Source organism: Staphylococcus sp. GW821-FHT11H10 (assembly GCF_058807855.1).
The window spans coordinates 90,421-115,474 of record NZ_JBXARC010000001.1 but is presented as its reverse complement, the minus strand read 5'-3'; the positions used below and the strand labels follow the sequence as shown (position 1 = coordinate 115,474).

The following is a 25,054-nucleotide window of genomic DNA, read 5'->3' as shown; positions in this document are numbered from 1 at the left end:
ATTACCTCGTTTCTACTTGTCGTTCCTTCGCTCTTAATTGTCCACATGCTGCGTCAATATCTGATCCTTGTTCTCTTCTAATTGTAGCATTAATACCTAATCGTTTTAGTTCTTTTTCAAATTTAAAAATATCGTCTTTAGGTGTTTTGACGTAATTTCGTTCTGGAACATGATTAACTGGGATTAAGTTAACATGACAATTCAAATCTTTAATAAGATGCGCTAAATCACGTGCGTGCTCTAGTTGATCATTTACGCCACCGAACAATCCATATTCAAATGTCACACGGCGATTTGTTTTTTCTTGATAATATTTGATTGCTTCCATTAATTTATCTACATGATATGCTCTGTTAATCGGCATTAATTTAGATCGAATTTCATCCTTAGCTGCATGCAAACTTACGGCAAAGTTAATTTGAATGTCTTCTTCGGCAAAATCATAAATACGTGGAATAATACCTGATGTTGAAACTGTAATATGGCGTGCACCGATGTTTAAACTGTTGTCATCATTAACTATACGTAAGAAATCCATCATTTCATCATAATTCTCAAAAGGTTCACCAATACCCATTATAACAATTTGTGATACACGTTCATCCGTTGCATCTAATGCTTTTTGAACTGTTAAGACTTGTGAAACAATTTCTCCAGCTTCTAAATTACGTTTTAAGCCTCCTAATGTTGAGGCACAGAATGTACAACCGATACGACAACCAACTTGAGTTGTCACACAAACTGAATTTCCATAGTCATGACGCATTAATACGGTTTCAATAGTATAGCCATCTTGTAGTTCAAATAGGAATTTAATTGTTCCATCTTTACTTTCTTGTTTAACAACAGTAGTTAATGTTGTCATTGCAAAATTATCTTTTAAAACTTGACGCAAATCTTTGGATAAATTTGTCATGTCATCAATGCTATCTACGCGCTTTTGATATAACCATTCAAATATTTGTTTGGCTCTAAATTTTTGTTGGCCGTGTTCTACTAACCATTCTTGCATTTCATCATATCTTAATGAGTAAATCGACTGTTTTTCAAAATCAGGCAAGAATTTATTTTTCTTCTTTTTTTCAGTAGTTATCATCTTAACTTTCCTTTCTTTTTATTTTAGTGATGAAAAAGCCATCCGAATTAAAGTCTTGGGGTAGAATTTGTATTGTCTTCACTTGTTCACCGGTAACTGGGTGAGTCATAAGTTCAAATTCGAAGTCTTTATTATTTTTTAAAAATGTATAAATAACATTTTCATTTTCAAGTTGTTCAATAGTGCATGTTGAATAAACTAGTGTACCACCAGGTTTCAAGTTATCTTTTACATTGTCTAATATCTCTAATTGTAATTCAACTAAGTCTTGAATATCTTGTTGCGTTTGAACATATTTAATTTCTGGCTTATGTCTAAGCACACCTAAACCACTACACGGTGCATCGACGAGAATTTTGTCATATACATCTTTGTAAGGTTTTGTTGCATCATGATCAAAAGCTTTAATGTTATTAAGTTGTAACTTTACAATGTTTTCTTTTATTAAACCAATTTTATGCTTATGGATATCTGTGGCATCCACGTGACCACTTGGCGCCAATAACTCAGCTATGTGACACGCTTTACCTCCAGGTGCACTACAAGCATCTAAAATAACGTCATTTTCTTCAACACCCATCAAATATCCTACAAACATTGAGCTTTTATCTTGAATAGAAATATTACCATTCTTAAAGTTTGAAGATTCAATAATTGGATGCCCTTTTAAATGTAAACAATATGGAATCAATTCATCGACTTCAACTTCATATCCTTCACTTTGTAAACTTGACACGACATCTTCAACTTTATTTTTACTTGTATTAACACGTACTGTACCCGCAGTTTGATCAAAAAATGATGATGCCATCTTTCGTGTCGTTTCAACACCATAGTGCGTAATCCAATGTTCAATAATCCACTTTGGAATGCTATATTCAACGGCCATACGTTGTTTATCATTCTTAATAGATTCTAAACTTGGCAATTCACTTCTAAATATTGTTCTCAATATTGCATTTACAACGTTACCGTTATGAGGGCCCCCACGATGTTTTGCAATATTTACCGCTTCATTGATAATGGCATGATTGGGTACTTTATCTAGATAAATATATTGATACAAACTCATCCATAATAGCTGTCTGACCCAACTTTTTATTTTAGTCTTTACAAAAGGTCTAAGATAGAAATCCAATGTCATTTTTCTCTTTACAGTCCCATATACGAGTTCAGTATACAATGGTTTATCAATATCAGAAACGTCGCCAGTTGACAATACTTCATTGATTCTCAGATTACTGTATGCGTAGTCATTAAATATTTCTTGAATTGTTTGAAACGCTAATTCTCTCACTGATTGTGTCATTTTAATATTTTCCCAACTAGCGATTCTTGAACACCGCTTAAATAATTTGATGCCAACATACGTTTCTTGCCGGCTAATTGAATATCTGTTAAAGCAATTGCATCATCTGAGCCTGTCGCAACAATGATTGCCTTTTTAGTCGTTTCGACGATTTCCCCTGGTTGCCCTTTTTTGTTATGCACGATATGTGCAGCATACAATTTCAAGTTTGTATCATCCATTGTAGTGTAGCCAACTGGCCATGGTGATAAGCCACGAATATGATTATGAATATCTTTTGCATTCATAGTCCAATCAATTCGTTCGTCTTCTCTGCTAATATTTGAAGCGAATGTTGCTTGTGTGTCATCTTGTGAAATACTATCATTAGTACCATTTACAATTGAAGGTAGCGTTTCTTTTAGTAGATTAGCACCGAGTACACTAAGCTTATCATGCATCGTACCTACATCGTCATTATCTTCAATATTAATAGCTTTCTGTGAAATAATATTTCCTGCATCTAACTTTTTAACCATATACATGATCGTGATTCCTGTTTGAGCTTCACCATCAATAATTGCTTGATGTATGGGCGCACCACCACGGTATTTAGGTAATAATGATGCATGGACATTAATAGCACCTAATTTAGGTAATTGTAATAACTGATCAGGCAATAACTGTCCGAATGCTGCAGTGACTATTAAATCAGGTTCTAACTGTAACAGTTGTGCCAATTCGTCAGATTGCGCTAATTTTTCTGGTTGAAACACAGGTAAATTGTGTTCTTCAGCCACTCGTTTAACAGGTGGTGGTGTTAATACACGTTTACGTCCCACTGGTCTATCAGGTTGCGTTACGACTGCGATAACGTCGTGTTCTTCTATTAACATTTCCAATACCTTAGTTGAAAAATCAGGTGTCCCCATAAATATCACTTTAGTCATTTTCAAAATACGCCTCCACTTCTTCATCAGTTAATAAATGCTGTGCACGTTTTGTAAATGGTATACCATTCATTTGATCGACTATGTGCAGTATCATTCTAGCTACATCGTCATATGCAGTTAGTTCAATCGTATTACCTTCTAAATCATTCGCTTCAATTGTGATCATTTTACTACGTTCAACTTCTCCATATATACCCGGTAAATTTACAGAGCCTTCAAGATCGATTATTTTATCATTGGATTCTGATTTAATTTTAGGATTGATTAGTTGCAATAATCCTTCAACTTCCATATCAATGATAGCTACTTGTTTACTTATGCCGATTTGAGGCGCACATAAAGCTGAGGCCTCTTCTGCATATAATGTATCTTCCAAATCTAATAATAAATCTTTTAATGTAGCATCATACGCTTTAATAGGTTGTGCTTGTTTAGTTAATACAGGATGCGTTGACTGGACTAATTTTTGTATCGCCATTAAATATGCTCCTCTTGAAAAATTCATCATATAATTATAACTTAATTCACTTTGAAATGCGACCTTAGTCTTAAATTTAGACACTTCAATCTGTTTTAATTGCTTTTATTTTCTATACCTTTAAAATATATATTAAGGATACCAATAAATACAATATTTAACAGTGGAGGTGTAAATATGGAAGTAAATAAAATTATATACATTGTGCTTGCATTCTTTTTAGGCGGTTTCGGCGTTCATAAATTTTATGCCGGTAAAACAATGTCAGGATTTTTACACTTAGCCTTTTTCTGGACAGGAATTCCACACATTATCGCAATTATTAGTGGCGTTCTAACATTATTAAGACCAGCAGATGAAAACGGAAATGTTGTAATGTAATTAAAGTAAAAGAGTTACGCAATTTAGGATTCCATCTCTAATAATTGCGTAACTCTTATTTTTTACATTAATATTTGCGGATTAATGTCTATTTTTAATGCTAGCTTATTCTTTAAATAAGCTTCATGATAATAATCATCTAAATATTGAAGTGCTTTCAGTAATTCTGGTTCGCTCTTATATTTAACTAAAATTTGAAAACGATGTTCATTGTTGATTCGTGCGATGGCTGCTGGAGATGGCCCTAATACTAACGCGCGATCCGTTAGATGTTGTAATAAAATTTGATGAATATGTTTGGAGGCCTCCATCACTTTTTTCATATTTTTATGAGATATCGTAAAATTAATTAAGAAGTAGTATGGTGGATATTTACCTATCTTTCTGTATTCCATCTCTTTTTGATAAAAGGTTAGATAATCATTCTTTTGAACATCTTGAATAGCATAGTGTTCTGGGTTGTATGTTTGAATAATAACTCTACCCGGTTTATCATGACGCCCCGCTCTTCCAGCTACTTGCGTTAATAGTTGATACGTTCGTTCACTAGCACGAAAATCAGGTAGATTTAACATTGTATCTGCGTTCAAAACACCTACTAATGTAATATTGGGATAGTCCAACCCTTTTGCAATCATTTGCGTACCTAATAAAATATCGCCCTTACCTTCTTCAAATTCATTAAGTAATTTCTCGTGAGCACCTTTTCTAGAAGTCGTGTCAACATCCATTCGTATAATACGCGCTTCTTCAAATTCTTGTTGTAGGATTTCTTCTACGCGTTGTGTACCAGTCCCTACCTGACGTATATGCGAACTCTCACAATTAGGACACTTATTCGGAGGCACCTCATGATAACCACAATAATGACATTTTAATTGGTCCGTAGACTTATGATAGGTTAATGAGATATCACAGTGTGGACATTGTGGTACATAACCACAATCTCGACATAACATAAATGATGCATATCCTCGACGATTAAGAAATAATACGATTTGCTCATTTTTACGTAATCGATCTTCAATGGCCTCTCGTAATTCATTTGAAAACATCGAACGATTGCCAGCGCTTAATTCTTCTCTCATGTCAACAATATCTATTGAAGGTAAAGCCTGTTGATTAACCCTTGTAGGTAACGTTAGTAGCTGATACACACCTTTTTCAGTACGCGCATATGATTCTAAACTTGGTGTTGCACTTCCTAAGACTAGTGGACATTGATGAAATTGACTTCTCCATTCAGCAATATCTCTCGCGTGATATCGGGGATAATCCTCTTGTTTATACGTTGATTCATGTTCTTCATCTATAATGATAATTCCTAAATTTTTAAAAGGGGCAAAAATGCTTGAACGAGCTCCCACGCTTACACGGGCTCTACCGTCTCTAATCTTTTGCCATTCGTCGTACCGTTCACCATTAGATAAGCCAGAATGTAATACTGCTACATCATCACCAAAACGACGCTTAAATCGTAAAACCATCTGAGGTGTTAAAGCAATTTCAGGGACTAACATCATTGCTTCTTTACCTTTATTAAGTACTTCTTCAATTGTTTGCAAGTAAACTTCAGTTTTACCTGAACCTGTCACGCCATGTAGTAAGAATGTTCGTTGTTCACTATTATTAATTTTCTCTTTAATATTTTCATAAGCAATACGTTGTTCTGAAGTCAGTTCTCGTTTCTCTTCTTGTTCAAACACTCGATTAGCAAAAGGATCACGCTCTACTTCAGCATTATATTTTTCAATAAAACCTTTTTTAACTAATCCATCAATACTTGATTTAGAAAAACCCATTTCTTCCATATCTTTTAAAAAGACAGTTTTATGGCGCTCATCTAGAAGGTAAGCATATACATCATATTGTTTGAATTTTTTCTCAAGTTTAGCAAGGACTTCATCTGGATGATATCCATCTATAATACGTACAGCTTTCTGTGTTTTCTTTTTAATGTTTTGAGATAATAGAGTTACTTCTTTTACAGTCCCAGCCTTTAAGAGTTTATTTAAAATAGGAAGATGGTCATTTTTTTGAGCATCTTTATACTTATATTGACCGTCGGAATCAAAAAATTTCAGCAACTGCTCATCCATATCATTATGTTTCACAACTTCAAAGACTTTAGTATATTTAGCTTTGATAGCACTCGGTAACATGACCTCTAATACAGAAATACTTTTTGATACATGATAATGGCTAATCCATTCACTTAATTGAATTAATTCAGAAGTTAATTCAGGCTTTATATCTTGGACTTCTTTGATTTCTTTAAGTTTTTCAAGATTAATATCATCACTTGGTTCGGTTTCAATATTCATCACGTATCCTTGAATTGTACGAGGACCGAATGGAACTACAACTCTGACGCCAACTTGAATAAACGCTTCTAAATTTTTAGGTATAAGATAATCAAATTTGAAGTCAACGCTCTTAGAAGGAATATCTACTATTACCTTTGCAATCATTATTGCCACCTAGTTTCTAATTCATCTAAAATTTGTTCAGCTAATTGAACTTTTTTGCCTCTCTTAATATTAATCATTTCTTTATTTTTAAAATGCATTGTCAATTCATTATCATCTGATTTAAAACCAATCGTCTTGTCACCTACATTATTTGAAATAATGACATCTGCATTTTTTCGTTTTAACTTATCTTGTGCATATGCTTCTATATTTTGCGTTTCAGCAGCGAACCCAACTAAGTATTGTTGTCTTTTATGTTCACCTAAATATTTCAGAATATCTTTAGTACGTTTAAACGTCACAGCTAAATCGCCATCTTGCTTTTTCATTTTATGATCTAATACTTCCATTGGCGTATAATCTGAAACAGCTGCTGCTTTAATAACTATATCTTGCTTATCAAAACGTGTCGTCACCGCTTCAAACATTTCCTCTGCACTTTCAATATGAATAACATCTACACCAATCGGATCAGCTAGTTGTGTTGGTCCAGTTACTAATGTAACGTGTGCGCCTCTATTTCTTAATGCCTCAGCTAAAGCGTAACCCATTTTTCCTGAAGAACGATTTGATACAAAACGAACTGGGTCAATCACCTCGACAGTTGGTCCAGCTGTCACTAACGCATGTTTACCTTTAAATGAACTCTCTTCTTTTATCTTTTGAGAATTAAAAAAATCATTCAAGACTTTAACAATCTGCAAAGGTTCTTCCATTCGTCCTTTAGCAACATAACCACACGCTAAATAACCATCCCCAGGTTCAATAAAGTGATATCCATCTTCCATTAAAACGTTAATATTATGTTGCGTGCGGTTGTTCTCATACATATGTACATTCATTGCTGGGGCAATAAACTTTGGCGTCTCAGTAGCTATCAAGGTTGATGTCAGAATATCATCTGCTATTCCCACACTTAATTTAGCTATCACATTGGCAGTAGCTGGGGCAACTACAATCGCATCTGCCCAATCACCTAGTGCGATATGTTGAATTTCTTGTGGATTCTCTTCCTTAAACGTATTAGTATATACTGGATTTCTACTAATAGCTTGGAAAGCGAGTGGAGTAACAAATTCTTGAGCATGTTCTGATAACATCACACGTACATCGTAACCGGCTTGTGTTAATTTGCTCGTTAAATCTATTGCTTTATATGCTGCAATACCACCTGTAACAGCTAGTAAAATGTGTTTCATAATCGTATTTCTCCCTTTTACTATCTCGATTATTAATCATAATTTATATTAAATTTATTATACACAAATTAAACGTTTAATTAAAAAGACACATCTTATTGAAAAGTGGTTATACTTAAATCAATAAGATGTGCATATAAAAAATTATATTTAATTCGTTTTTTACATTGTGAATTCATCAGAAACTACTGGTGTAATTTTACCGCTAGCAATTTCTTCTAACGCTTCACCAACAGGTTTAGCTGAATGATATCCACTTAATAAAGCAGTTTCAGGTCTTTCATCTAATTCACGTGCACGCTTAGCTGCAGTCGTAGCAATTAAATATTTAGAATTAATTTTAGATTGTAACTGGTTTAATGGTGGGTTTAACATTATTTTTTGGCCTCCAATAACATTTTTCTATATATAGCTTCAACACGTTCGCGTTTTAAGTGTTCTGCTTCAACAATTGATTGAATACGTTCTTTCGCTAAATGGACTTCATCGTTTACCACAACATAGTCATAAAGATTCATCATCTCTACTTCTTTACGTGCTTCATTAACTCTGGATTGTATCTTCTCGTCTGATTCAGTGCCACGTCCAACTAAACGTTCTTTCAAATGATCTAAGCTAGGTGGTGCAAGGAAGATAAATAATGCATCTGGAAATTTCTTTCTTACTTGTTTGGCACCCTCTACTTCGATTTCTAAGAACACATCATGTCCAGCAGCCATCGTATCCTTAACATATTGAACAGGTGTACCATAGTAATTTCCAACGTATTCAGCATATTCAATAAATTGATCTTCCTGAATTAAAGCTTCAAATTCTTCTTTCGTCTTAAAAAAGTAATCTACACCATCAACTTCACCTTCACGCATATTTCGTGTCGTCATTGAAATAGAGTACTTATATGATGTAGTTGGATCATCAAATATCTCTTTGCGAACAGTTCCTTTGCCTACTCCTGAAGGACCTGAAAGAACAATTAGTAATCCTTTTTCATTATCCATGCCTTACGACCTCTCTAAGCTATTCTTCTATTATTTAAATATAATATCATATTGTAGTTAAAATTGTATAGAGTATGCAACATAAACTTAAATCATGACGCTATCATTCTACCATGTTACAATATACTGAATGATTAAATTGAAGGTGGAAATTATTTATGGCATATGATGGCTTATTCACTAAAAAAATGGTTGAATCAATACAGTTTTTAGTTTCAGGACGAATTCATAAAATCAACCAACCTGAAAATGACACTATCCTTATGGTTATACGTCAAAATCGCAAAAATCATCAACTATTACTATCTATACACCCTAGTTTTTCAAGAATGCATATTACGACTAAAAAATATGATAATCCATTTGAACCACCAATGTTTGCTCGTGTTTTTAGAAAGCATCTAGAAGGTGGCATTATTAAAGCTATACGTCAGATTGGCAATGATCGTCGTATTGAAATCGATATTGAAAGTAAAGATGAAATTGGTGATACCATTTACCGCACGGTTATCTTAGAAATCATGGGTAAACATAGTAACTTGTTACTTGTTGATGACAATTACAAAATAATTGAAGGGTTTAAACATTTAACCCCTAATACCAATCAATATCGTACTGTTATGCCAGGATTCAAATATGAAGCGCCACCTACTCAAAACAAATTGAACCCTTTTAATATAACAGGCGAAGAAGCTTTAAAATATGTAGATTTCAATAGTGGTAAAATTGCGAAACAATTATTAAACACTTTCGAAGGCTTTAGTCCACTCATTACTAATGAAATCGTTAATCGCTATCAATTTATGACAACGGAAACGCTACCTAAAGCATATGACGAAGTTATCAACCAGACATTGAAAACACCCGTCCCTATTTTCCATAAAAATCATGAAACTGGAAAAGAAGATTTTTATTTTATGAAATTAAAGCAATTTCATGATGACATGGTTGAATATGCGTCCTTACATGAATTATTAGATCGCTACTACGATGCACGTGGTGAAAGAGAACGCGTTAAACAACGCGCAAATGATTTAGTTCGATTTGTGCAACAACAATCTCAAAAATATCAACATAAATTAAGTAAACTTATAGATGAATATGAAAGTGCTAAAGATAAAGATAAGCAACAACTTTACGGTGAATTAATTACTGCTAATATTTATCGTATTAATCAAGGTGATGACGCTGTAACTGTATTAAATTACTACACCAATGAGGAAATAACGATACCTTTAAATCCTACTAAATCACCATCAGTTAATGCGCAATATTACTACAAGCAATATAATCGTATGAAAACACGTGAACGTGAATTAGACCATCAAATTCATTTAACACGTGAAAACATAGACTATTTTGCAAATATTGAACAACAATTAGAGCATATTACAGTTGATGAAATTGATGATATTCGTGATGAATTAGCAGAACAAGGATTTATGAAGCAACGTAAAAACATCAAAAAGAAAAAGAATGATAAAATTCAACTTCAAACATATATCTCTACGGATGGCGATACTATATTAGTAGGTAAAAATAATAAGCAAAATGATTATTTAACTAATCGTAAAGCTCAAAAGTCCCATATATGGTTCCATACAAAAGATATTCCAGGTTCACACGTTGTCATTTTGAATGATGCACCAAGTGAAGAAACGATTAAAGAGGCAGCTATGTTAGCTGGTTATTTCTCAAAAGCGGGTAATTCTGGTCAAATTCCCGTAGACTATACGGAAATAAGAAATGTTCATAAACCTTCAGGCGCTAAACCAGGATTTGTAACTTATGACAATCAAAAAACATTATTTGCAACTCCAGATTATGACAAAATACAAAGTATGAAAGTCAAATAAAAACGACAAAATTACTATATAATAAAAATAGGATTAGAACCAAATGCATTTATACATTCGGTTCTAATCCTATTTTTTTATTTTTCAGGTAACGCAAGTTGAAAACTAACGCCAAATTTATCTTGCACCCATGCGAATTCGCGGAATGGTGGCATTGCAGTTTTAGGCATCAATATAGCGCCTTCTTTCTTCAAACCATTAAATAGTCGTTCCATTTCCATGGCATTATCTACAGTTATATATAAAGAAATGGATGGATTCATAGGTAAATCTTCTCCATTATCAGCATCTATTGCCATAAATACTTGTCCATTCAACGTAAATATAGAATGTTGTACTGTTCCAGGAACGCCTGGTCCCTCTTCACCATACTTCACCATAGTTAAAATTTCACTGTTTTCAAATAGACTCGTATATAAATTTATTGCTTCTTCTGCTTGATTATTAAACATTAGAAATGTTGTTATTTTCGGTATTTCCACAATAATTCCCCTCTCTATATCTTCAATACCTATTTTAGACTAATTTTAATTATTTTGAAAAAATTTGAATATTTGATTCTTTTAATCTAAATTTTTGACTTATACTATTTTCAAGTTAAAATTAAACTAAAGTTCAATTGGAGGCTTTCTATTATGATGCATCTTATTATACCGATTTTATCTATGCTTATTGTCTTACTTATCGGATGGGTACTAATTAAAATTTTTATTCGCTAATTTATAGTTTTAGATTTTCTTTTTATAAACAAAAAACGTGGTATACACGACTACTTTTTAACTATTTATGAAAAAGTATTTGTCATATATACCACGTTTTTAAACTATTTTACCTTTTTGCCTTAACGTATCTTTAGCTTTTTTAAAGAAATCACTCGTATGCACAAATGAATCCATACTCACTTTTGACTGAGTTCCACTCATTTCTCTAATACTATTGTCAATCGACATTATGTTATCCGGGGATTTAAAGTCTTCTTCTCTGTATAAGAATTCGTTAACGTGCTTCATATTATCATAGAAACGATTAGCCTCACTATCGGTCATCATAATCAATCCCCCTTTTGACATAGCATATTACAAGTTATCTCTCCATTCAACTAAAGTCTGTATATCATTCTCAGAAATTTTTCCTTCTTCACGAGCCACTTCAATTAACTCATTATAATTACTTAGTGTATAAAATGGAACATCAATTTCATTAAACATGTCATCTGCTTTCTTTAAACCATAAGTAAAAATAGCAACGACACCTAAAACATCAGCACCAGCATCCTTTAAAGCTTCAACTGCTGTAATTGAAGATCCACCTGTAGAAATTAAATCTTCTACTACTACCACTTTCTTCCCTTTACTTACTGCTCCTTCAATTTGATTTTGTTTACCATGACTTTTACTTTTAGAGCGAACATAATTCATAGGTAAATTTAACTTTTCAGAGATGTAAGCGGCATGAGGAATACCTGCTGTGGCTGTACCAGAAACAATATCTACGTTACCAAATTGCTCAATAATCATTTGACTTAATCCATCACGAATGGCACGACGTACTTCTGGATAGCCTAATGTTACGCGGTTATCACAGTAGATAGGAGATTTGATGCCTGAACTCCACGTATATAAGTCATTCGGAGATAATGTTACCGCTTCAATATCTAATAAAGATTTTGCTATTTCTTTAGCCATATTAACCTAACCAACTTTCTTTAATAGTATGATAACTTTCCACAGGATTCTCGCTTTGGGTGATAGGTCGCCCAACTACGATATGTGTTGCCCCTAATTGTTTAGCATCTTCAGGTGTAGTAATACGTTTTTGATCATCTACAGCTGCCCCCTGTGGTCTAATGCCTGGTGTAACTTTTAAGAAATTAGAACCTAATTTGTTTGTTAGCAATTCTGCTTCAAGTGGAGAACAAACCACACCATCTAGACCTGCTTGTTGTGTTAAAGTAGCATAGTTTAACACTGCTTCTTCAATCGTCGTCTGAATGTTTTGTTCATTACGTAGCATTTCTTCTGTTGTAGATGTTAATTGCGTCACAGCAATGATCTTTGTATCATTACTATATTTGTGCAAACCCCTTACTGCAGCTTTCATCATGTCTGTACCTCCAGCTGCATGCACATTAACTAAGTCTACATCTAACTTTCCTAAGCCTTCCATTGCTTTTTCAACCGTGTTTGGAATATCATGTAGCTTCAAATCTAAGAATATGTCATGGCCACGAGATTTAATCGATTTAATCAAATCGGGGCCCGCTTGATAGAAAAGTTCCATTCCAATTTTCACGAAAAGTGGTTCATCAAATTGGTCCAAGAATGTATTAACTTTAGTTGCCGATTCGAAATCTAATGCTATGATAGGTAAATCTTTCATATTATAGCTCCTTTGAAAATGAACGACTTGGTCGCCATAATCAGTTTAAAAATATCCACTGACTTATAACACCCTTGTCGTTCTCAAGTTGTAAATCTACATAGTTCTCATTGAAAATGTCATACTTTCAATTACATTTGTTAAAGCATTAGCCGTATCTAATGAAGTTAGACAAGGCACACCATTCTCAACTGTTGTACGACGAATTTGGAACCCGTCTCTTTCTACTTCTTTACCCTTAGTCATCGTATTAATGACAATTTGTACTTCGCCATTTTGTATACGTGTTAGTAAATCATCGTCGCCACCAATTTTGCCTACAACTTCAACTGGAATGTTGTCTTCTTTTAATTTTTCCGCAGTACCTTGAGTTGCTAAAATTTTATAGCCTACTTCATTTAAACGGTGTGCTATTTTAACAATTTCATCTTTATCTTTATCACTTACAGTCATAAGAACAGTACCATGATCTTTAACTTCCACACCACTACCTGTTAAACCTTTGTAAAGTGCTTTTTCTAAAGTTAAATCTTTACCCATAACTTCACCGGTAGATTTCATTTCTGGCCCCAATGTCACATCAACATTTTTTAGTTTATTAAAACTAAATACTGGTGCTTTAACAAACACACCTTCTGAATAAGGTTGTACACCTTGTTTATAGCCTAAGTCTTTAAGACGAGTACCCATAATGGCTTGCATAGCTAGTTGTGCCATTTGAATATCGGTAATTTTACTTAAGAAAGGTACGGTACGACTTGCACGAGGGTTTACTTCTAATACGTAAACACCGTCATGTGCAATAACAAACTGAATATTAATTAGACCAACGATGTTCAACCCTTTTGCTAATTTGATAGTATAATCCTCTAGCGTATCGATATCTTCTTGACTTAACGTTTGAGGCGGATATACAGCTATTGAGTCACCACTATGCACACCAGCACGTTCTATATGTTCCATAATACCTGGAATGATAACTGTTTCTCCATCTGAAATTGCATCGACTTCTATCTCTTTACCTGTTAAGTATCTATCAACTAACACTGGGTGCTCAGGGCTAGCTTTAACAGCTTGCTCCATATAATTTTCTAATTCTGCATCGCTATTCACGATTTCCATTGCACGTCCACCTAAAACATATGATGGACGAACTACTACTGGATAGCCAATTTCACGAGCATTTTCTAGTGCTTCTTTTGGAGAAGTAGCTGTCTTACCTTTAGGTTGTGGCACATCAATTGTATGCAATAATGCTTCGAACTCTTTTCTATCCTCAGCACGATTTAAATTTTCTAATGTAGTACCTAATATTTTGACACCATGTTTAGCTAGTTTATCTGCTAAGTTAATTGCTGTTTGACCACCAAATTGCACTACAACACCTTTAGGTTGTTCTAAATTAATAATGTTCATTACATCTTCTTCAGTTAGCGGTTCAAAGTATAACTTATCTGAAATTGAAAAGTCAGTAGATACTGTTTCAGGGTTATTATTCACGATAATTGCCTCATATCCAGCATTTTGAATTGCCCATACAGCGTGTACAGTAGCATAGTCAAATTCTACCCCTTGTCCAATACGAATAGGACCTGAACCAAGCACTAAGATTTTTTCTTTATCAGTTACAATTGACTCATTTTCAGTTTCATATGTTCCATAGTAGTATGGCGTTGTTGATTCAAACTCTGCAGCACAAGTATCAACCATTTTGTATACTGGTTTAATATTATTATCTTGGCGTAATTGATATACTTCTGATTCTGTCATGCCGAATCGATGTGCAATTACTCTATCACTAAATCCATAATCTTTAGCATATTTAAGATAATCCAAATCTCCTGGGTGATTTTTTAATTCATGTTCAATATTAATGATATTTTGGAATTTATTTAAGAAGAAATAATCGATTTGCGTCATATTGTGTATCTCTTCAAGTGTTGTACCACGTCTAATTGCTTCACCTATAAAGAAGAGTCTTTCATCATCTTGATGACTGATGCGTTCTTTAATATAGTCTAAGTCAAAACTCTCTCCATTTGGTAAACCTAAATGATGTACACCGTATTCAAGTGAACGTATCGCTTTTAATAAAGATTCTTCATATGTACGTCCTATAGCCATTACTTCACCAGTGGCTTTCATTTGAGTACCTAATTCACGTTCACCTTTTTCAAATTTATCAAATGGGAACCTTGGAATTTTGGAAATAACATAATCTAGTGTTGGTTCAAAGGCTGCATATGATGTGCCTGTAACTGGGTTTAGCATTTCATCCAACGTTAAGCCCACTGCAATCTTCGCTGCTAATTTCGCTATTGGATATCCAGTTGCTTTAGATGCAAGCGCTGATGAACGAGATACACGTGGATTCACTTCAATAATATAGTAATTAAATGAATGTGGATCTAATGCAAGTTGAACATTACATCCTCCTTCAATACCCAATGCTCTAATAACTTTTAAAGATACATCACGTAACATTTGATATTCAACATCTGATAAAGTTTGACTTGGCGCAACGACGATAGAGTCCCCTGTATGAATACCTACAGGATCTATATTCTCCATATTACAAACCACAATAGCATTGTCATTTTTATCGCGCATTACTTCATACTCAATTTCTTTGTAACCAGCAATTGACTTTTCAATTAAGCATTGTGTAGCTGGGCTGTAATGCAATCCATTACTCACTACTTCTTTTAATTCTTCATCATTGTAGCATATGCCACCACCTGTACCGCCCATAGTAAATGCTGGACGAACGATGAGTGGATAACCTACTTCATCTTTGAATGCAAATGCTTGTTCAACAGTATTCACAATATCACTTTCAGGAACAGGTACATTCAAATCATTCATTAATGATCTAAATAGCTCTCTATCTTCTGCTTGTTGAATTGATTTTAATTCTGTACCAAGTAATTTCACATTATTAGCCTCTAATACACCACTATCATGTAATTGAATAGCCATATTTAATCCTGTTTGACCACCTAAAGTTGGTAGCAATGCATCAGGTTGTTCTTTACGTATGATACGTGCAATAAAGTCGTGTGTTAACGGTTCGATATAAACTTTATCTGCAATTTCTTTATCCGTCATAATTGTTGCTGGATTAGAATTTACTAATATGACACGGTAGCCTTCTTCTTTTAAGGCTAGACACGCTTGTGTACCTGCGTAATCAAATTCTGCAGCTTGTCCGATGATAATTGGACCTGATCCAATCACTAGAATCGTTTGTATATCGTCACGTTTAGGCATTTGCTGTTTGCTCCTTTTCTTTAAATTCTTTCATCATAGTCATAAATTCATCGAATAAATAATTTGAGTCACTTGGACCTGGTCTTGCTTCAGGATGATATTGTACAGAGAATGCTGGTAAGGTTTTATGTCTTAATCCTTCAACAGTACCATCATTAAGTGCAATATGAGTTACTTCTAAGTCAGTATTTACCAATGAATTTTTATCGATAGCATAACCATGGTTTTGACTTGTAATATCTACTTTCCCACTACGTAAGTCTTTTACGGGATGATTAGCGCCACGATGACCGAATTTCATTTTAAATGATGTTCCACCTTGAGATAATGCAAATAATTGGTGTCCTAAGCAAATTCCAAAGAATGGAATTTTACCTAAAATACCTTTAATCATTTCTATTGCAACCTCTACAACATCTGGATCACCAGGACCATTTGATAACATGACACCATCTGGTGACATGGCTAATATTTCTTCAGCAGTGGTGTTATATGGTACTACAGTTACGTTACAGCCACGCATATTTAATTCTCTAACAATATTTTGTTTTTTACCAAAGTCTAATAAGACCACACTCAAGTCTGAACCTGTTGAAACATAAGGTGTTTTAGTAGATACTGTTTCCACTTCATCACGAGGTAATTCAGTACTTTTTAATGTGTTAATTAATGAATCAATGTCATCTCGGTTATCAGTAAACCCAGCTTTTAAAACACCGTGTTGTCTAATTTTACGTGTGATGCTACGTGTATCCACACCTGAAATGCCAGGTATCTTGTATTGAACAAGCACATCATGTAACGTCTTTTGGTTTCTAAAGTTACTAGGATGTGTGCTTGCTTCTTTCACTACTACACCATTCAAAGTTGGTGTAAGTGCTTCGAAGTCATCTCTATTGATACCGTAATTACCGATTAATGGGTATGTGAATGTAATGATTTGACCAGTATATGAAGGGTCTGATATCGTCTCTTGGTATCCAGTCATCGCTGTGTTAAATACGATTTCTCCCACAGATAAATCATTAGATCCTAATTTATACCCTTCATAATAAGTCCCATCCTCTAATACAAGATAACGTCGCTCAAGCATTTATTTATCCTCCTTAAATTTAACTTCGCCTTCTACCATTGTTAAAATTGGATTACCATAAACTTTGTAACCAATGAATGGTGTGTTGTCTGCTTTAGATAAGAAATCTTCACCTTTGATTTCACGTTCTTCATCTAAATTGATAATCGTTAAGTCAGCAAAGCAACCTTCTTCCAATTTGCCATAAGGTAAATCAAATGTTTGTGCTGGTTTAATTGTTAGGTAGTCAACTAATTGTTGTAATGACCAGTCACCATTTTTTACAAAATGCGTGTAAAGTAATGGGAAAGCTGTTTCACTTCCTACTATGCCAAATGGCGCTTTAGTCATTGGCTGTGCTTTCTCTTCTTTAGCATGTGGTGCATGGTCTGTTGCGATACAATCAATTGTGCCATCTAATAATCCTTCTAATAATGCGTCTCTATCTTCTTTACTTCTTAAAGGAGGATTCATTTTAAAGATTGCGTTATCCCCTGGAACATCATCTTCAGTTAACAGTAAATGATGTGGTGTAACTTCAGCCGTCACATGAATACCTGCTGCTTTAGCATCACGAATAGCTCTGACACTCTCTTTTGTCGATACGTGACATACATGATAATGACAGTTAGCTGCTTCAGCTAATAATACATCTCTCGCTATTTGTACCGCTTCACAAATATTTGGAATACCAGGTATACCAAGTTCTTCACTGCGTTTACCTTGGTGCATAGCACCGCCATAAATTAAACTATTATCTTCACAATGTGCTACAACTGCTTTGTTGACCTTTGCAGCTTGTTGCATTGCTTCATACATCATTGCTGATTCCTGCACACCAACGCCGTCGTCAGTGAAAGCAAACGCACCTTGCTTTGCTAATGCATCAAAGTCAACATGTTCTTTACCAGCTTGACGCACAGTTATTGAAGCATATGGTAATACACGGACTTGCGCATTATCTTGAATTAATTGTTGTAATCGATCCATATGTTCAACTGAGTCTGGTACTGGACGTGTATTAGGCATTGGACATACGGTTGTGAATCCTCCACGTGCTGCAGCTTTTGTACCTGTTTTAATTGTCTCCTTATGTTCCCCACCAGGCTCACGTAAATGAACATGAACATCGATTAAACCTGGTGCTACAAAATGACCTTGTGCATCAATTACTTCAACATTTTCATCTACTTCAATGTTATTGTTAATTTCTTTGATGTGCTGACCATCTATTAAAATGGATGCTTGTTTAAGTTCACCGTTATCTAAAATTTGAGCATTTTTAATTAATTTCAATGTTTACGCCTCTTTTCCTGATAATAGTTTATTGATTACTGACATTCTTAAATACATGCCATTAGTCATTTGTTTAAAGATTCGTGCCTTTGGTGCTTCAACTAATTCACTATCGATTTCTACTCCTCTGTTAACTGGTGCAGGGTGCATTACGATTGCTTTATCTTTTAACTTATTGTATCTATCCATTGTCAAACCATATTGTTCATGGTAATCATTTGCCTCAAAATTAGCTTCTCCAGTAATACCATGACGTTCATGTTGAACACGTAATAACATAACAATATCTACTTGGTCAATGACATCATCAATTTGAACATATGGTGCATCTAATGAGTCGTCCACCCATTCATCTGGACTTGAGAACATTACATTTGCGCCTAATGAAGTTAGACTTATAAAATTACTTCGAGCTACACGTGAATTTTTAATATCACCACATATTAAAATGTTTAATCCTTCAAAAGAACCGTATTCCTCATAGATTGTCATAATATCTAACAGACTTTGTGTAGGATGTTGGCCACTTCCATCTCCAGCATTAGCAATTGGAATATTAAGATTTTCTAATTCTTCATAGTATGCATTTTGAGAATGTCTGATTACTAGTAAATCAACACCTATACTTTCAAGTGTTTTACATGTATCATACAGTGATTCGCCTTTTTGTACTGATGAAGTACTTGTTTCAAAATTAACTTCTTTAAGTCCTAATTTTTGTTCTGCTACTTCAAAGCTACACTTTGTTCGAGTTGAATTTTCGAAGAATAAATTAGAAACAAACTTCCCTTCGAATTGTGGTAAGGTTTGCTTTCCTGATTTGTAATCACAAGCTGTTTGAATTAATTCGTAAATGTCCTCGTTAGATAAATGTTCCATAGATAATAAGTTATTCATAAAGCGCCTCCTGATAAATAATCCTTGTTAAATTAGTTTTTTGAATCCTGTTTTTCTTTTGGCAAAATTAAATTTAAGATAATACCTGAAAGTGCTGCTAGTGCCATACCTTCGATTTGAAGGTTTACACCTAAACCTTTTAAATTAATGAGTAAGTTACCTATACCTACAACTAAGATGACTGAAGCGATAACTAGGTTGCGGTTGCTTGCAAAATCAATGTTGCTTTCAACTAACATTCTTAGTCCACTTGCTGCTATAATACCGAACAATAAGATGGACACGCCGCCCATTACCGGTGTCGGTATTGAAGAAATCAACGCTGAGAACTTACCAATAAATGATAAGACAATCGCTATAACCGCTGCACCGCCAATAACATAGATACTGTATATCTTTGTTATTGCTAGTACACCGATGTTTTCTCCGTATGTTGTGCTTGGTGGCCCACCAATAATACTTGCGAACATTGTTGAAACACCATCTCCGATTATTGAGCGATGTAAACCTGGATCCTCGAAGAAGTTTCTACCTACGATTTTGTTGATAACCATTTGGTGACCGATATGCTCACTTACGGTTACGAAAACGATTGGTAACATAACGAGTATTAAACCAAGGTGAATCGATGGCACATAATCTTTAAATGGTAAATAGATATGTGGGAAATCAATCCAATTTGCTTTAGCAATATTCGAAAAGTTAACTAATCCCATAAAGATTGAAACAATATAACCAACAATGATACCAATAAGTACCGGTATAAGTGATAAGAAACCTTTGAAGAACCCTTGCACAATTATTGTTACAAGTAATGTAATAAGCGCGACAACCAGATAGCTTAAATTGTACCCTTTCATATCTCCTGAGTTCTCGTACATTGCCATATTGACCGCTGTTGGTGCTAAACTTAATCCAATTACCATGATTACTGGTCCCACAACTACCGGTGGAAGTAAATGCATTAACCATCCTGTACCACTGATTTTGATTAGGATCCCGATGATGGCATACATTACGCCACTAGCGAACAGTGCTACTAACATGTCTCCTAAGCTATGTGTGCTTAATCCAGTAATAATTGGTGTGATAAATGCGAAACTTGATCCTAAATATGCTGGAATCTTTGCCTTAGTAATTAATATATAAAGCAATGTTCCTATCCCGGATGCAAGTAAAGCAGCTGATATTGGCAAGCCAGTTAGGAATGGCACTAATACTGTAGAACCAAACATTGCAAATAAATGTTGCAAACTCAGTAGCGCCCATTGTGTTGCTTTAGGTTTGTCTTGTACGTCTAACACCGGTTTAACGGTGCGTTCAAACATTTGTTCATTTTCCACCTTTTTTCTTCCTCTCATAAAAAAAGTCTCTTTTACATTTAAATGTAAAGAGACTAAAAAATCGTAGCAAACATACAGATAAGCACTTATACTTATCGTTATCCGTATCTACGTGACAAAGCATTCAATTATAGTGAGATGATTATTAGTACTGACCATTCTATCATCGTAATCCACACTCACTTTTGAATACTTTACCTTTTTCAGTCTCTCGTACTGATTTAAAAGGTCTTTATTCAATTATTACTGCATTCTGTGAATCTTTTTCGTTTAAATACACTAAAACAGATTCTTCTTTAGAAGTTGGTATGTTTTTCCCTACAAAATCTGCTCTTATTGGTAATTCTCGATGTCCTCGATCTACAAGTGCCGCTAAGCCAATTTTAATCGGTCGAGAATGAAGCAGAATTGCATCTAATGAAGCTCTAACAGTTCTTCCTGTATAAAGTACATCATCAATGATGATGACTACCTTATCGTTAATATCAGCATCAATTTCTATTGCATCTTGAGTGATTTGCTTGTTAGCAATTTCAATATCATCTCGAAAGTGTGTAATATCAATTGTACCTGTCGGAACTATTTTTTGTTCAATTTGATTGATTTTGTCTTGTATACGTATTGCTAAAAATTCGCCTCTCGTTTTAATTCCGAGTAACACAAGATTTTCTGTACCTTTGTTATATTCAAGAATTTCATGCGCCATACGCGTTACAGTACGTTGTATTGCAGCTTCATCCATGATGATTCGCTCAGACATTATCTCACCTCTTAAAATTAAAAACCCTCATGCCTTTTTCAAAGACATGAGGGCAAATTTATATACGCACATGTAACGTTATACATTACATGATAAAGCCATTCTAGTAAAACAATTCATATATTTCGCTGAATTATTTTAAGAAAGTATATAGAATTATACTCATTGTCTTTGAAGCCTCTCTGGACTCTCTTTTAAAGACACCGATTTCTTTTTTGAACTGTTACTAGCTTAAAACTTTTTGAGCTATAAGTCAATGCAATTTTTAAAATTATCAATTGTAAATAAATAATACTTTTACTGTAGTTAATCGAATTTGAGAAATACTAAAAAATTAGACCAACTTTTTCAAAAATACATATTAAAGAATCATTGATTAAATGTGAAATTAGAAAAAACACCCACAAAGCGTTGAAACTTTGCGGGCTACCAAACTATTCTTTTCTTATGCATCTCTTAAGCGAATATCTTCTAAAAGTGTTTCAAATTCTTTAGGTAGTTCTGCTTGACGTTCAATGTATTCATGAGTAACAGGGTGTTCAAATCCTATAACACCTGCATGTAATGCTTGTCCACCAATATCAAGTGTTTTTCGTGGACCATACTTTGGATCTCCAACAAGAGGGAAACCAATATATTTCATATGAACACGAATTTGGTGCGTACGCCCTGTCTCTAATTGACATTCGATTAATGTGTAATCATTAAAATGTTCTAAAACATTAAAGTGTGTAACCGCTTCTTTACCGTTATCTACGACATCCATTGATTGTCGATCTTTCTCGTTACGTCCGATAGGCGCATCAATAGTGCCATAATCATGTGGAATATTTCCATGTACTAAAGCGGTATATTTTCTTTTAACGGATTTATCCATTAATTGTTCCACTAACCCTCTATGAGCAATATCATTTTTGGCAACCATTAATAACCCTGATGTATCTTTATCGATACGATGAACTATACCTGGGCGAATTTCACCATTAATTCCAGATAAATCTTTAATTTGATACATTAAACCATTAACTAAAGTACCAGAATAATGACCTGGTGATGGATGTACTACCATGCCTTTAGGTTTATAAACTATCGCTACATCTTCATCTTCATAATAAATATCTAAATTTAGGTTCTCTGGCTGAATATCAGCTTCGACAACTTCCTTCTCTGTAACGATAATAAGATCATTTAATTTAACTTTGTAATTAGACTTAATCACTTTTTCGTTAACTGTTACTAAATCTTCTTTAATCAAATCTTGAATTTGACTTCTAGACCATTCATTGTTGAATTCAGGTAATAATTTATCAATACGCTGTCCAACAAGCTCTTGGTTTTCAATTTTAAATTCATGTGTTTTCAAATTATAGCCTCCTATTCTTTTGAATTCGCATCTTTAAGTAAGGCAATGATTATGAACAATACACCTATTGTTAAACTTGAATCCGCAACATTAAATATTGGGAAATCATATCCAAAAATATTAGTGTCAACAAAATCAACTACTTCACCATTTACTAATCGATCAATAAAGTTTCCTAATGCACCTGCAAATAGTAAACTTATTGCAACTTGCATAAATAGATTATACTTTGCTTCTTTAATATAAAATAGTACAAGTACGATGAGAATGACTATCGTAATAATATAAAAGAATCCCATTTTCCCACTAAGAATTCCCCATGCAGCACCATTGTTTCTATGTGATGTTATATTTAAAAAATTAGGAATAACTTCATATGAATCACCAATATTCATTGTTGTAGCAATAATCCGTTTTGTGACTTGGTCAATAATTAATATAGCGATTGCTACTATTAAAGATATGGTTATATAATATTTCTTTTTCATTCACGTGCCTCCATTCACACACTACACTTTGACAACACTCTACATTATAGCTTACTCCTCTATATAAAAAAAGCTACAGTTACAAATAGATGATGATATTAGTAACTGTAGTTCATTATGCGTTTTCACTTTGATTTTTCTTAGGATGAATATAATTAAATTCATCTACTTGATATTCGTAAACTGTGCGCTTAGTAACTTCATATGGTTTACGATAATTCATATCAAAAACGGTTAACGAGCCATCATGATTAACTTTGTCTACATATGCAACATGACCATGTTGACCTTTTGGATATTGAAGAATTGAACCAACACTTGGATTATCATTAACTTTATATCCTTCTTTGCTTGCTTCATTAGCCCAATATTTGGCATCTCCCCATCTATTACTAATCATATTGCCATCTTGTCTAATTCTATCAAACACATAATACGTACATTGGCCTTTAGCATATAAGTTTAATTTCATTGGGTTCTTTTCCCAAAAATGAATTGTCGGTTGCGTCATATCTTGATTATCAATTCCATCATATATAGCTCCACCAGTGAAAAGTGCACTTCCTAAAACCATTATAAGTATAAATTTCTTCATTAAATCACACTACTTCTATAAAATTAAATCTAAAATGAAGCCCATCTGGACCTTTAACATCGATATGCGTTGTTTCGGGATAATAATAATCAATTAAAGCAAGACCATATGTTACGTTATTCATCACACGTTTAGTACTTGATAACCATTGATTAACAGCCAAATGATGATGGTATTGATTTGAAGACATATAGAGTGAAAACTGATCTAAATACGCAGATAGTTCAAGTCCAAAATATCTTAAATAATAAGATTCAACCTCTGACATACGTATCGTTTTAAGTGATAAATTTCCTATTTTAGTGCCTTTAGGAATCCCTTGCCAAGTTTGTTCTGATACATTAGTTAGTAAACGTGGAACATTGATTGCTTCAATATCTAACTTCACATTTTCATTATCGTACACCCAGTAATCCATATCATGGTCGACATAAAACTTGTACGCATTCCCTTCTGGATCTTCAAAAAAGAGGGACATACAAACACTTTGTTCTCCACCATTTACCGGAATTTCAAAGTCTGTCATTTGTACAAGTAAATCGGCTAAATCTGTAATACTAGGAAGCAATATACCTACATAAAATAATCCTGCTTCAGATAAAAGTGGTTCCCTACCATTTATAACTTCATTTAATGTTAAAAAATGATTTGACTGACCTATCTCGTACCGAACAGAATGATTTGTTTCTGTAATAACTTCAAATCCCAATATAGTTTCATAAAATGGTCTTAAGTCAGCTAAATTTCTAACATTTATAGTTATACCATTTACAAAATGTGAATGTTTTGAATGAAACATTATGGCCTCCTAATACTGCATTACTAAATAGAACTTGCTTCTTTTACTGGATGAAAAATACAATTCAATGAA

At 33.9% G+C, this 25,054-nt stretch carries 24 protein-coding genes; 2 read left to right on the top strand and 22 right to left on the bottom strand.

Going from position 1 to position 25,054, the window contains the following annotated elements; genetic code table 11:
* Position 1 precedes the first annotated feature (1 nt).
* The 4 genes from rlmN to AC1RRU_RS00655 are packed head-to-tail and all read right to left on the bottom strand — an operon-like array spanning position 2 to position 3,815.
* The gene (rlmN, locus tag AC1RRU_RS00670; RefSeq protein ID WP_011275982.1) at positions 2 to 1,096 is read right to left on the bottom strand and encodes a dual-specificity RNA methyltransferase RlmN; all 1,095 of its coding nucleotides are present in this window, start codon (positions 1,094 to 1,096) and stop codon (positions 2 to 4) included.
* 1 nt (position 1,097) lies between these two features.
* Complete coding sequence (gene rsmB, locus AC1RRU_RS00665) at positions 1,098 to 2,405, bottom strand: 16S rRNA (cytosine(967)-C(5))-methyltransferase RsmB (protein ID WP_011275983.1); 1,308 nt, start codon at positions 2,403 to 2,405, stop codon at positions 1,098 to 1,100.
* The gene (gene fmt / locus AC1RRU_RS00660) at positions 2,402 to 3,334 is read right to left on the bottom strand and encodes a methionyl-tRNA formyltransferase (RefSeq protein WP_029376616.1); all 933 of its coding nucleotides are present in this window, start codon (positions 3,332 to 3,334) and stop codon (positions 2,402 to 2,404) included. The genes rsmB and fmt overlap by 4 nt, the downstream gene beginning before the upstream one ends.
* Positions 3,327 to 3,815: a peptide deformylase gene (locus AC1RRU_RS00655; RefSeq protein ID WP_016930694.1), complete on the bottom strand. Its 489-nt coding sequence runs from the start codon at positions 3,813 to 3,815 to the stop codon at positions 3,327 to 3,329. The genes fmt and AC1RRU_RS00655 overlap by 8 nt, the downstream gene beginning before the upstream one ends.
* A 177-nt stretch (positions 3,816 to 3,992) precedes the next feature.
* On the opposite strand from AC1RRU_RS00655, the gene AC1RRU_RS00650 reads away from it, so the two are divergent.
* Positions 3,993 to 4,196, top strand: coding sequence for a TM2 domain-containing protein (locus tag AC1RRU_RS00650; RefSeq protein WP_011275986.1), 204 nt, complete (start codon positions 3,993 to 3,995; stop codon positions 4,194 to 4,196).
* Between the two features lie 62 nt (positions 4,197 to 4,258).
* Here the strand turns inward: AC1RRU_RS00650 and priA are convergent, their stop codons facing one another.
* The 4 genes from priA to gmk all read right to left on the bottom strand — a co-directional run bounded on the left by priA (position 4,259) and on the right by gmk (position 8,864).
* Complete coding sequence (priA, locus tag AC1RRU_RS00645) at positions 4,259 to 6,667, bottom strand: primosomal protein N' (RefSeq protein WP_016930695.1); 2,409 nt, start codon at positions 6,665 to 6,667, stop codon at positions 4,259 to 4,261.
* A complete protein-coding gene (gene coaBC / locus AC1RRU_RS00640; protein ID WP_011275988.1) occupies positions 6,667 to 7,866 on the bottom strand; it encodes a bifunctional phosphopantothenoylcysteine decarboxylase/phosphopantothenate--cysteine ligase CoaBC in 1,200 nt (399 codons plus the stop codon). Before coaBC ends, priA begins: the two co-directional genes overlap by 1 nt.
* 162 nt (positions 7,867 to 8,028) lie before the next feature.
* Entirely contained in the window at positions 8,029 to 8,241 is a 213-nt protein-coding gene (gene rpoZ, locus AC1RRU_RS00635) for a DNA-directed RNA polymerase subunit omega (RefSeq protein WP_011275989.1), read from the bottom strand.
* A complete protein-coding gene (gmk, locus tag AC1RRU_RS00630; RefSeq protein ID WP_016930696.1) occupies positions 8,241 to 8,864 on the bottom strand; it encodes a guanylate kinase in 624 nt (207 codons plus the stop codon). Before gmk ends, rpoZ begins: the two co-directional genes overlap by 1 nt.
* Before the next feature lie 158 nt (positions 8,865 to 9,022).
* Between gmk and AC1RRU_RS00625 the strand changes: the two genes are divergently transcribed.
* On the top strand, positions 9,023 to 10,720 hold the full coding sequence (locus AC1RRU_RS00625; RefSeq protein WP_016930697.1) for an Rqc2 family fibronectin-binding protein: 1,698 nt from the start codon (positions 9,023 to 9,025) through the stop codon (positions 10,718 to 10,720).
* Positions 10,721 to 10,797: 77 nt separating this feature from the next.
* Here AC1RRU_RS00625 and AC1RRU_RS00620 read toward each other — a convergent pair whose 3' ends face one another.
* The 14 genes from AC1RRU_RS00620 to AC1RRU_RS00555 form a co-directional block, all read right to left on the bottom strand.
* Positions 10,798 to 11,202, bottom strand: coding sequence for a VOC family protein (locus AC1RRU_RS00620; protein WP_011275992.1), 405 nt, complete (start codon positions 11,200 to 11,202; stop codon positions 10,798 to 10,800).
* A gap of 336 nt (positions 11,203 to 11,538) precedes the next feature.
* Positions 11,539 to 11,769 (bottom strand): hypothetical protein, encoded by a 231-nt coding sequence (locus tag AC1RRU_RS00615; protein ID WP_011275993.1) that lies wholly within the window; start codon positions 11,767 to 11,769, stop codon positions 11,539 to 11,541.
* A gap of 27 nt (positions 11,770 to 11,796) precedes the next feature.
* Entirely contained in the window at positions 11,797 to 12,405 is a 609-nt protein-coding gene (pyrE, locus tag AC1RRU_RS00610; protein ID WP_011275994.1) for an orotate phosphoribosyltransferase, read from the bottom strand.
* Between the two features lies 1 nt (position 12,406).
* Complete coding sequence (gene pyrF, locus AC1RRU_RS00605) at positions 12,407 to 13,099, bottom strand: orotidine-5'-phosphate decarboxylase (protein ID WP_011275995.1); 693 nt, start codon at positions 13,097 to 13,099, stop codon at positions 12,407 to 12,409.
* 96 nt (positions 13,100 to 13,195) lie between these two features.
* Positions 13,196 to 16,369 (bottom strand): carbamoyl-phosphate synthase large subunit, encoded by a 3,174-nt coding sequence (gene carB / locus AC1RRU_RS00600; protein ID WP_011275996.1) that lies wholly within the window; start codon positions 16,367 to 16,369, stop codon positions 13,196 to 13,198.
* Positions 16,362 to 17,462, bottom strand: coding sequence for a carbamoyl phosphate synthase small subunit (locus tag AC1RRU_RS00595; RefSeq protein ID WP_011275997.1), 1,101 nt, complete (start codon positions 17,460 to 17,462; stop codon positions 16,362 to 16,364). Before AC1RRU_RS00595 ends, carB begins: the two co-directional genes overlap by 8 nt.
* The gene (gene pyrC, locus AC1RRU_RS00590; RefSeq protein ID WP_011275998.1) at positions 17,463 to 18,737 is read right to left on the bottom strand and encodes a dihydroorotase; all 1,275 of its coding nucleotides are present in this window, start codon (positions 18,735 to 18,737) and stop codon (positions 17,463 to 17,465) included.
* Between the two features lie 3 nt (positions 18,738 to 18,740).
* Positions 18,741 to 19,634, bottom strand: a complete 894-nt coding sequence (locus AC1RRU_RS00585) for an aspartate carbamoyltransferase catalytic subunit (RefSeq protein WP_016930698.1) — start codon at positions 19,632 to 19,634, stop codon at positions 18,741 to 18,743.
* A 32-nt stretch (positions 19,635 to 19,666) separates the two neighbouring features.
* On the bottom strand, positions 19,667 to 20,977 hold the full coding sequence (locus AC1RRU_RS00580; protein ID WP_011276000.1) for a uracil-xanthine permease family protein: 1,311 nt from the start codon (positions 20,975 to 20,977) through the stop codon (positions 19,667 to 19,669).
* A 232-nt stretch (positions 20,978 to 21,209) separates the two neighbouring features.
* Positions 21,210 to 21,737 carry a bifunctional pyr operon transcriptional regulator/uracil phosphoribosyltransferase PyrR gene (gene pyrR / locus AC1RRU_RS00575; protein ID WP_011276001.1) on the bottom strand — a complete coding sequence of 176 codons (528 nt, stop codon included), beginning with the start codon at positions 21,735 to 21,737 and terminating at the stop codon, positions 21,210 to 21,212.
* A 445-nt stretch (positions 21,738 to 22,182) separates the two neighbouring features.
* Positions 22,183 to 23,100, bottom strand: coding sequence for an RluA family pseudouridine synthase (locus tag AC1RRU_RS00570; RefSeq protein WP_011276002.1), 918 nt, complete (start codon positions 23,098 to 23,100; stop codon positions 22,183 to 22,185).
* A gap of 11 nt (positions 23,101 to 23,111) precedes the next feature.
* A complete protein-coding gene (gene lspA, locus AC1RRU_RS00565; protein WP_011276003.1) occupies positions 23,112 to 23,588 on the bottom strand; it encodes a signal peptidase II in 477 nt (158 codons plus the stop codon).
* Between the two features lie 115 nt (positions 23,589 to 23,703).
* Entirely contained in the window at positions 23,704 to 24,183 is a 480-nt protein-coding gene (locus AC1RRU_RS00560) for a CHAP domain-containing protein (RefSeq protein WP_011276004.1), read from the bottom strand.
* 4 nt (positions 24,184 to 24,187) lie between these two features.
* Positions 24,188 to 24,982, bottom strand: coding sequence for a VOC family protein (locus AC1RRU_RS00555; protein WP_011276005.1), 795 nt, complete (start codon positions 24,980 to 24,982; stop codon positions 24,188 to 24,190).
* Positions 24,983 to 25,054 lie beyond the last annotated feature (72 nt).

Excerpts from the sequence above, each read along its gene's own strand:
- AC1RRU_RS00615 (WP_011275993.1), bottom strand. The coding sequence starts at position 11,769 with ATGATGACCGATAGTGAGGCTAATCGTTTCTATGATAATATGAAGCAC.
- AC1RRU_RS00650 (WP_011275986.1), top strand. The coding sequence starts at position 3,993 with ATGGAAGTAAATAAAATTATATACATTGTGCTTGCATTCTTTTTAGGC.
- lspA (WP_011276003.1), bottom strand. The coding sequence starts at position 23,588 with ATGAAAAAGAAATATTATATAACCATATCTTTAATAGTAGCAATCGCT.
- carB (WP_011275996.1), bottom strand. The coding sequence starts at position 16,369 with ATGCCTAAACGTGACGATATACAAACGATTCTAGTGATTGGATCAGGT.
- rsmB (WP_011275983.1), bottom strand. The coding sequence starts at position 2,405 with ATGACACAATCAGTGAGAGAATTAGCGTTTCAAACAATTCAAGAAATA.
- AC1RRU_RS00560 (WP_011276004.1), bottom strand. The coding sequence starts at position 24,183 with ATGAAGAAATTTATACTTATAATGGTTTTAGGAAGTGCACTTTTCACT.
- priA (WP_016930695.1), bottom strand. The coding sequence starts at position 6,667 with ATGATTGCAAAGGTAATAGTAGATATTCCTTCTAAGAGCGTTGACTTC.
- gmk (WP_016930696.1), bottom strand. The coding sequence starts at position 8,864 with ATGGATAATGAAAAAGGATTACTAATTGTTCTTTCAGGTCCTTCAGGA.
- AC1RRU_RS00595 (WP_011275997.1), bottom strand. The coding sequence starts at position 17,462 with ATGCTTGAGCGACGTTATCTTGTATTAGAGGATGGGACTTATTATGAA.
- pyrR (WP_011276001.1), bottom strand. The coding sequence starts at position 21,737 with ATGTCTGAGCGAATCATCATGGATGAAGCTGCAATACAACGTACTGTA.
- fmt (WP_029376616.1), bottom strand. The coding sequence starts at position 3,334 with ATGACTAAAGTGATATTTATGGGGACACCTGATTTTTCAACTAAGGTA.
- coaBC (WP_011275988.1), bottom strand. The coding sequence starts at position 7,866 with ATGAAACACATTTTACTAGCTGTTACAGGTGGTATTGCAGCATATAAA.
- pyrF (WP_011275995.1), bottom strand. The coding sequence starts at position 13,099 with ATGAAAGATTTACCTATCATAGCATTAGATTTCGAATCGGCAACTAAA.
- AC1RRU_RS00625 (WP_016930697.1), top strand. The coding sequence starts at position 9,023 with ATGGCATATGATGGCTTATTCACTAAAAAAATGGTTGAATCAATACAG.
- rpoZ (WP_011275989.1), bottom strand. The coding sequence starts at position 8,241 with ATGTTAAACCCACCATTAAACCAGTTACAATCTAAAATTAATTCTAAA.
- AC1RRU_RS00655 (WP_016930694.1), bottom strand. The coding sequence starts at position 3,815 with ATGGCGATACAAAAATTAGTCCAGTCAACGCATCCTGTATTAACTAAA.
- AC1RRU_RS00585 (WP_016930698.1), bottom strand. The coding sequence starts at position 19,634 with ATGAATAACTTATTATCTATGGAACATTTATCTAACGAGGACATTTAC.
- pyrE (WP_011275994.1), bottom strand. The coding sequence starts at position 12,405 with ATGGCTAAAGAAATAGCAAAATCTTTATTAGATATTGAAGCGGTAACA.
- rlmN (WP_011275982.1), bottom strand. The coding sequence starts at position 1,096 with ATGATAACTACTGAAAAAAAGAAGAAAAATAAATTCTTGCCTGATTTT.
- AC1RRU_RS00555 (WP_011276005.1), bottom strand. The coding sequence starts at position 24,982 with ATGTTTCATTCAAAACATTCACATTTTGTAAATGGTATAACTATAAAT.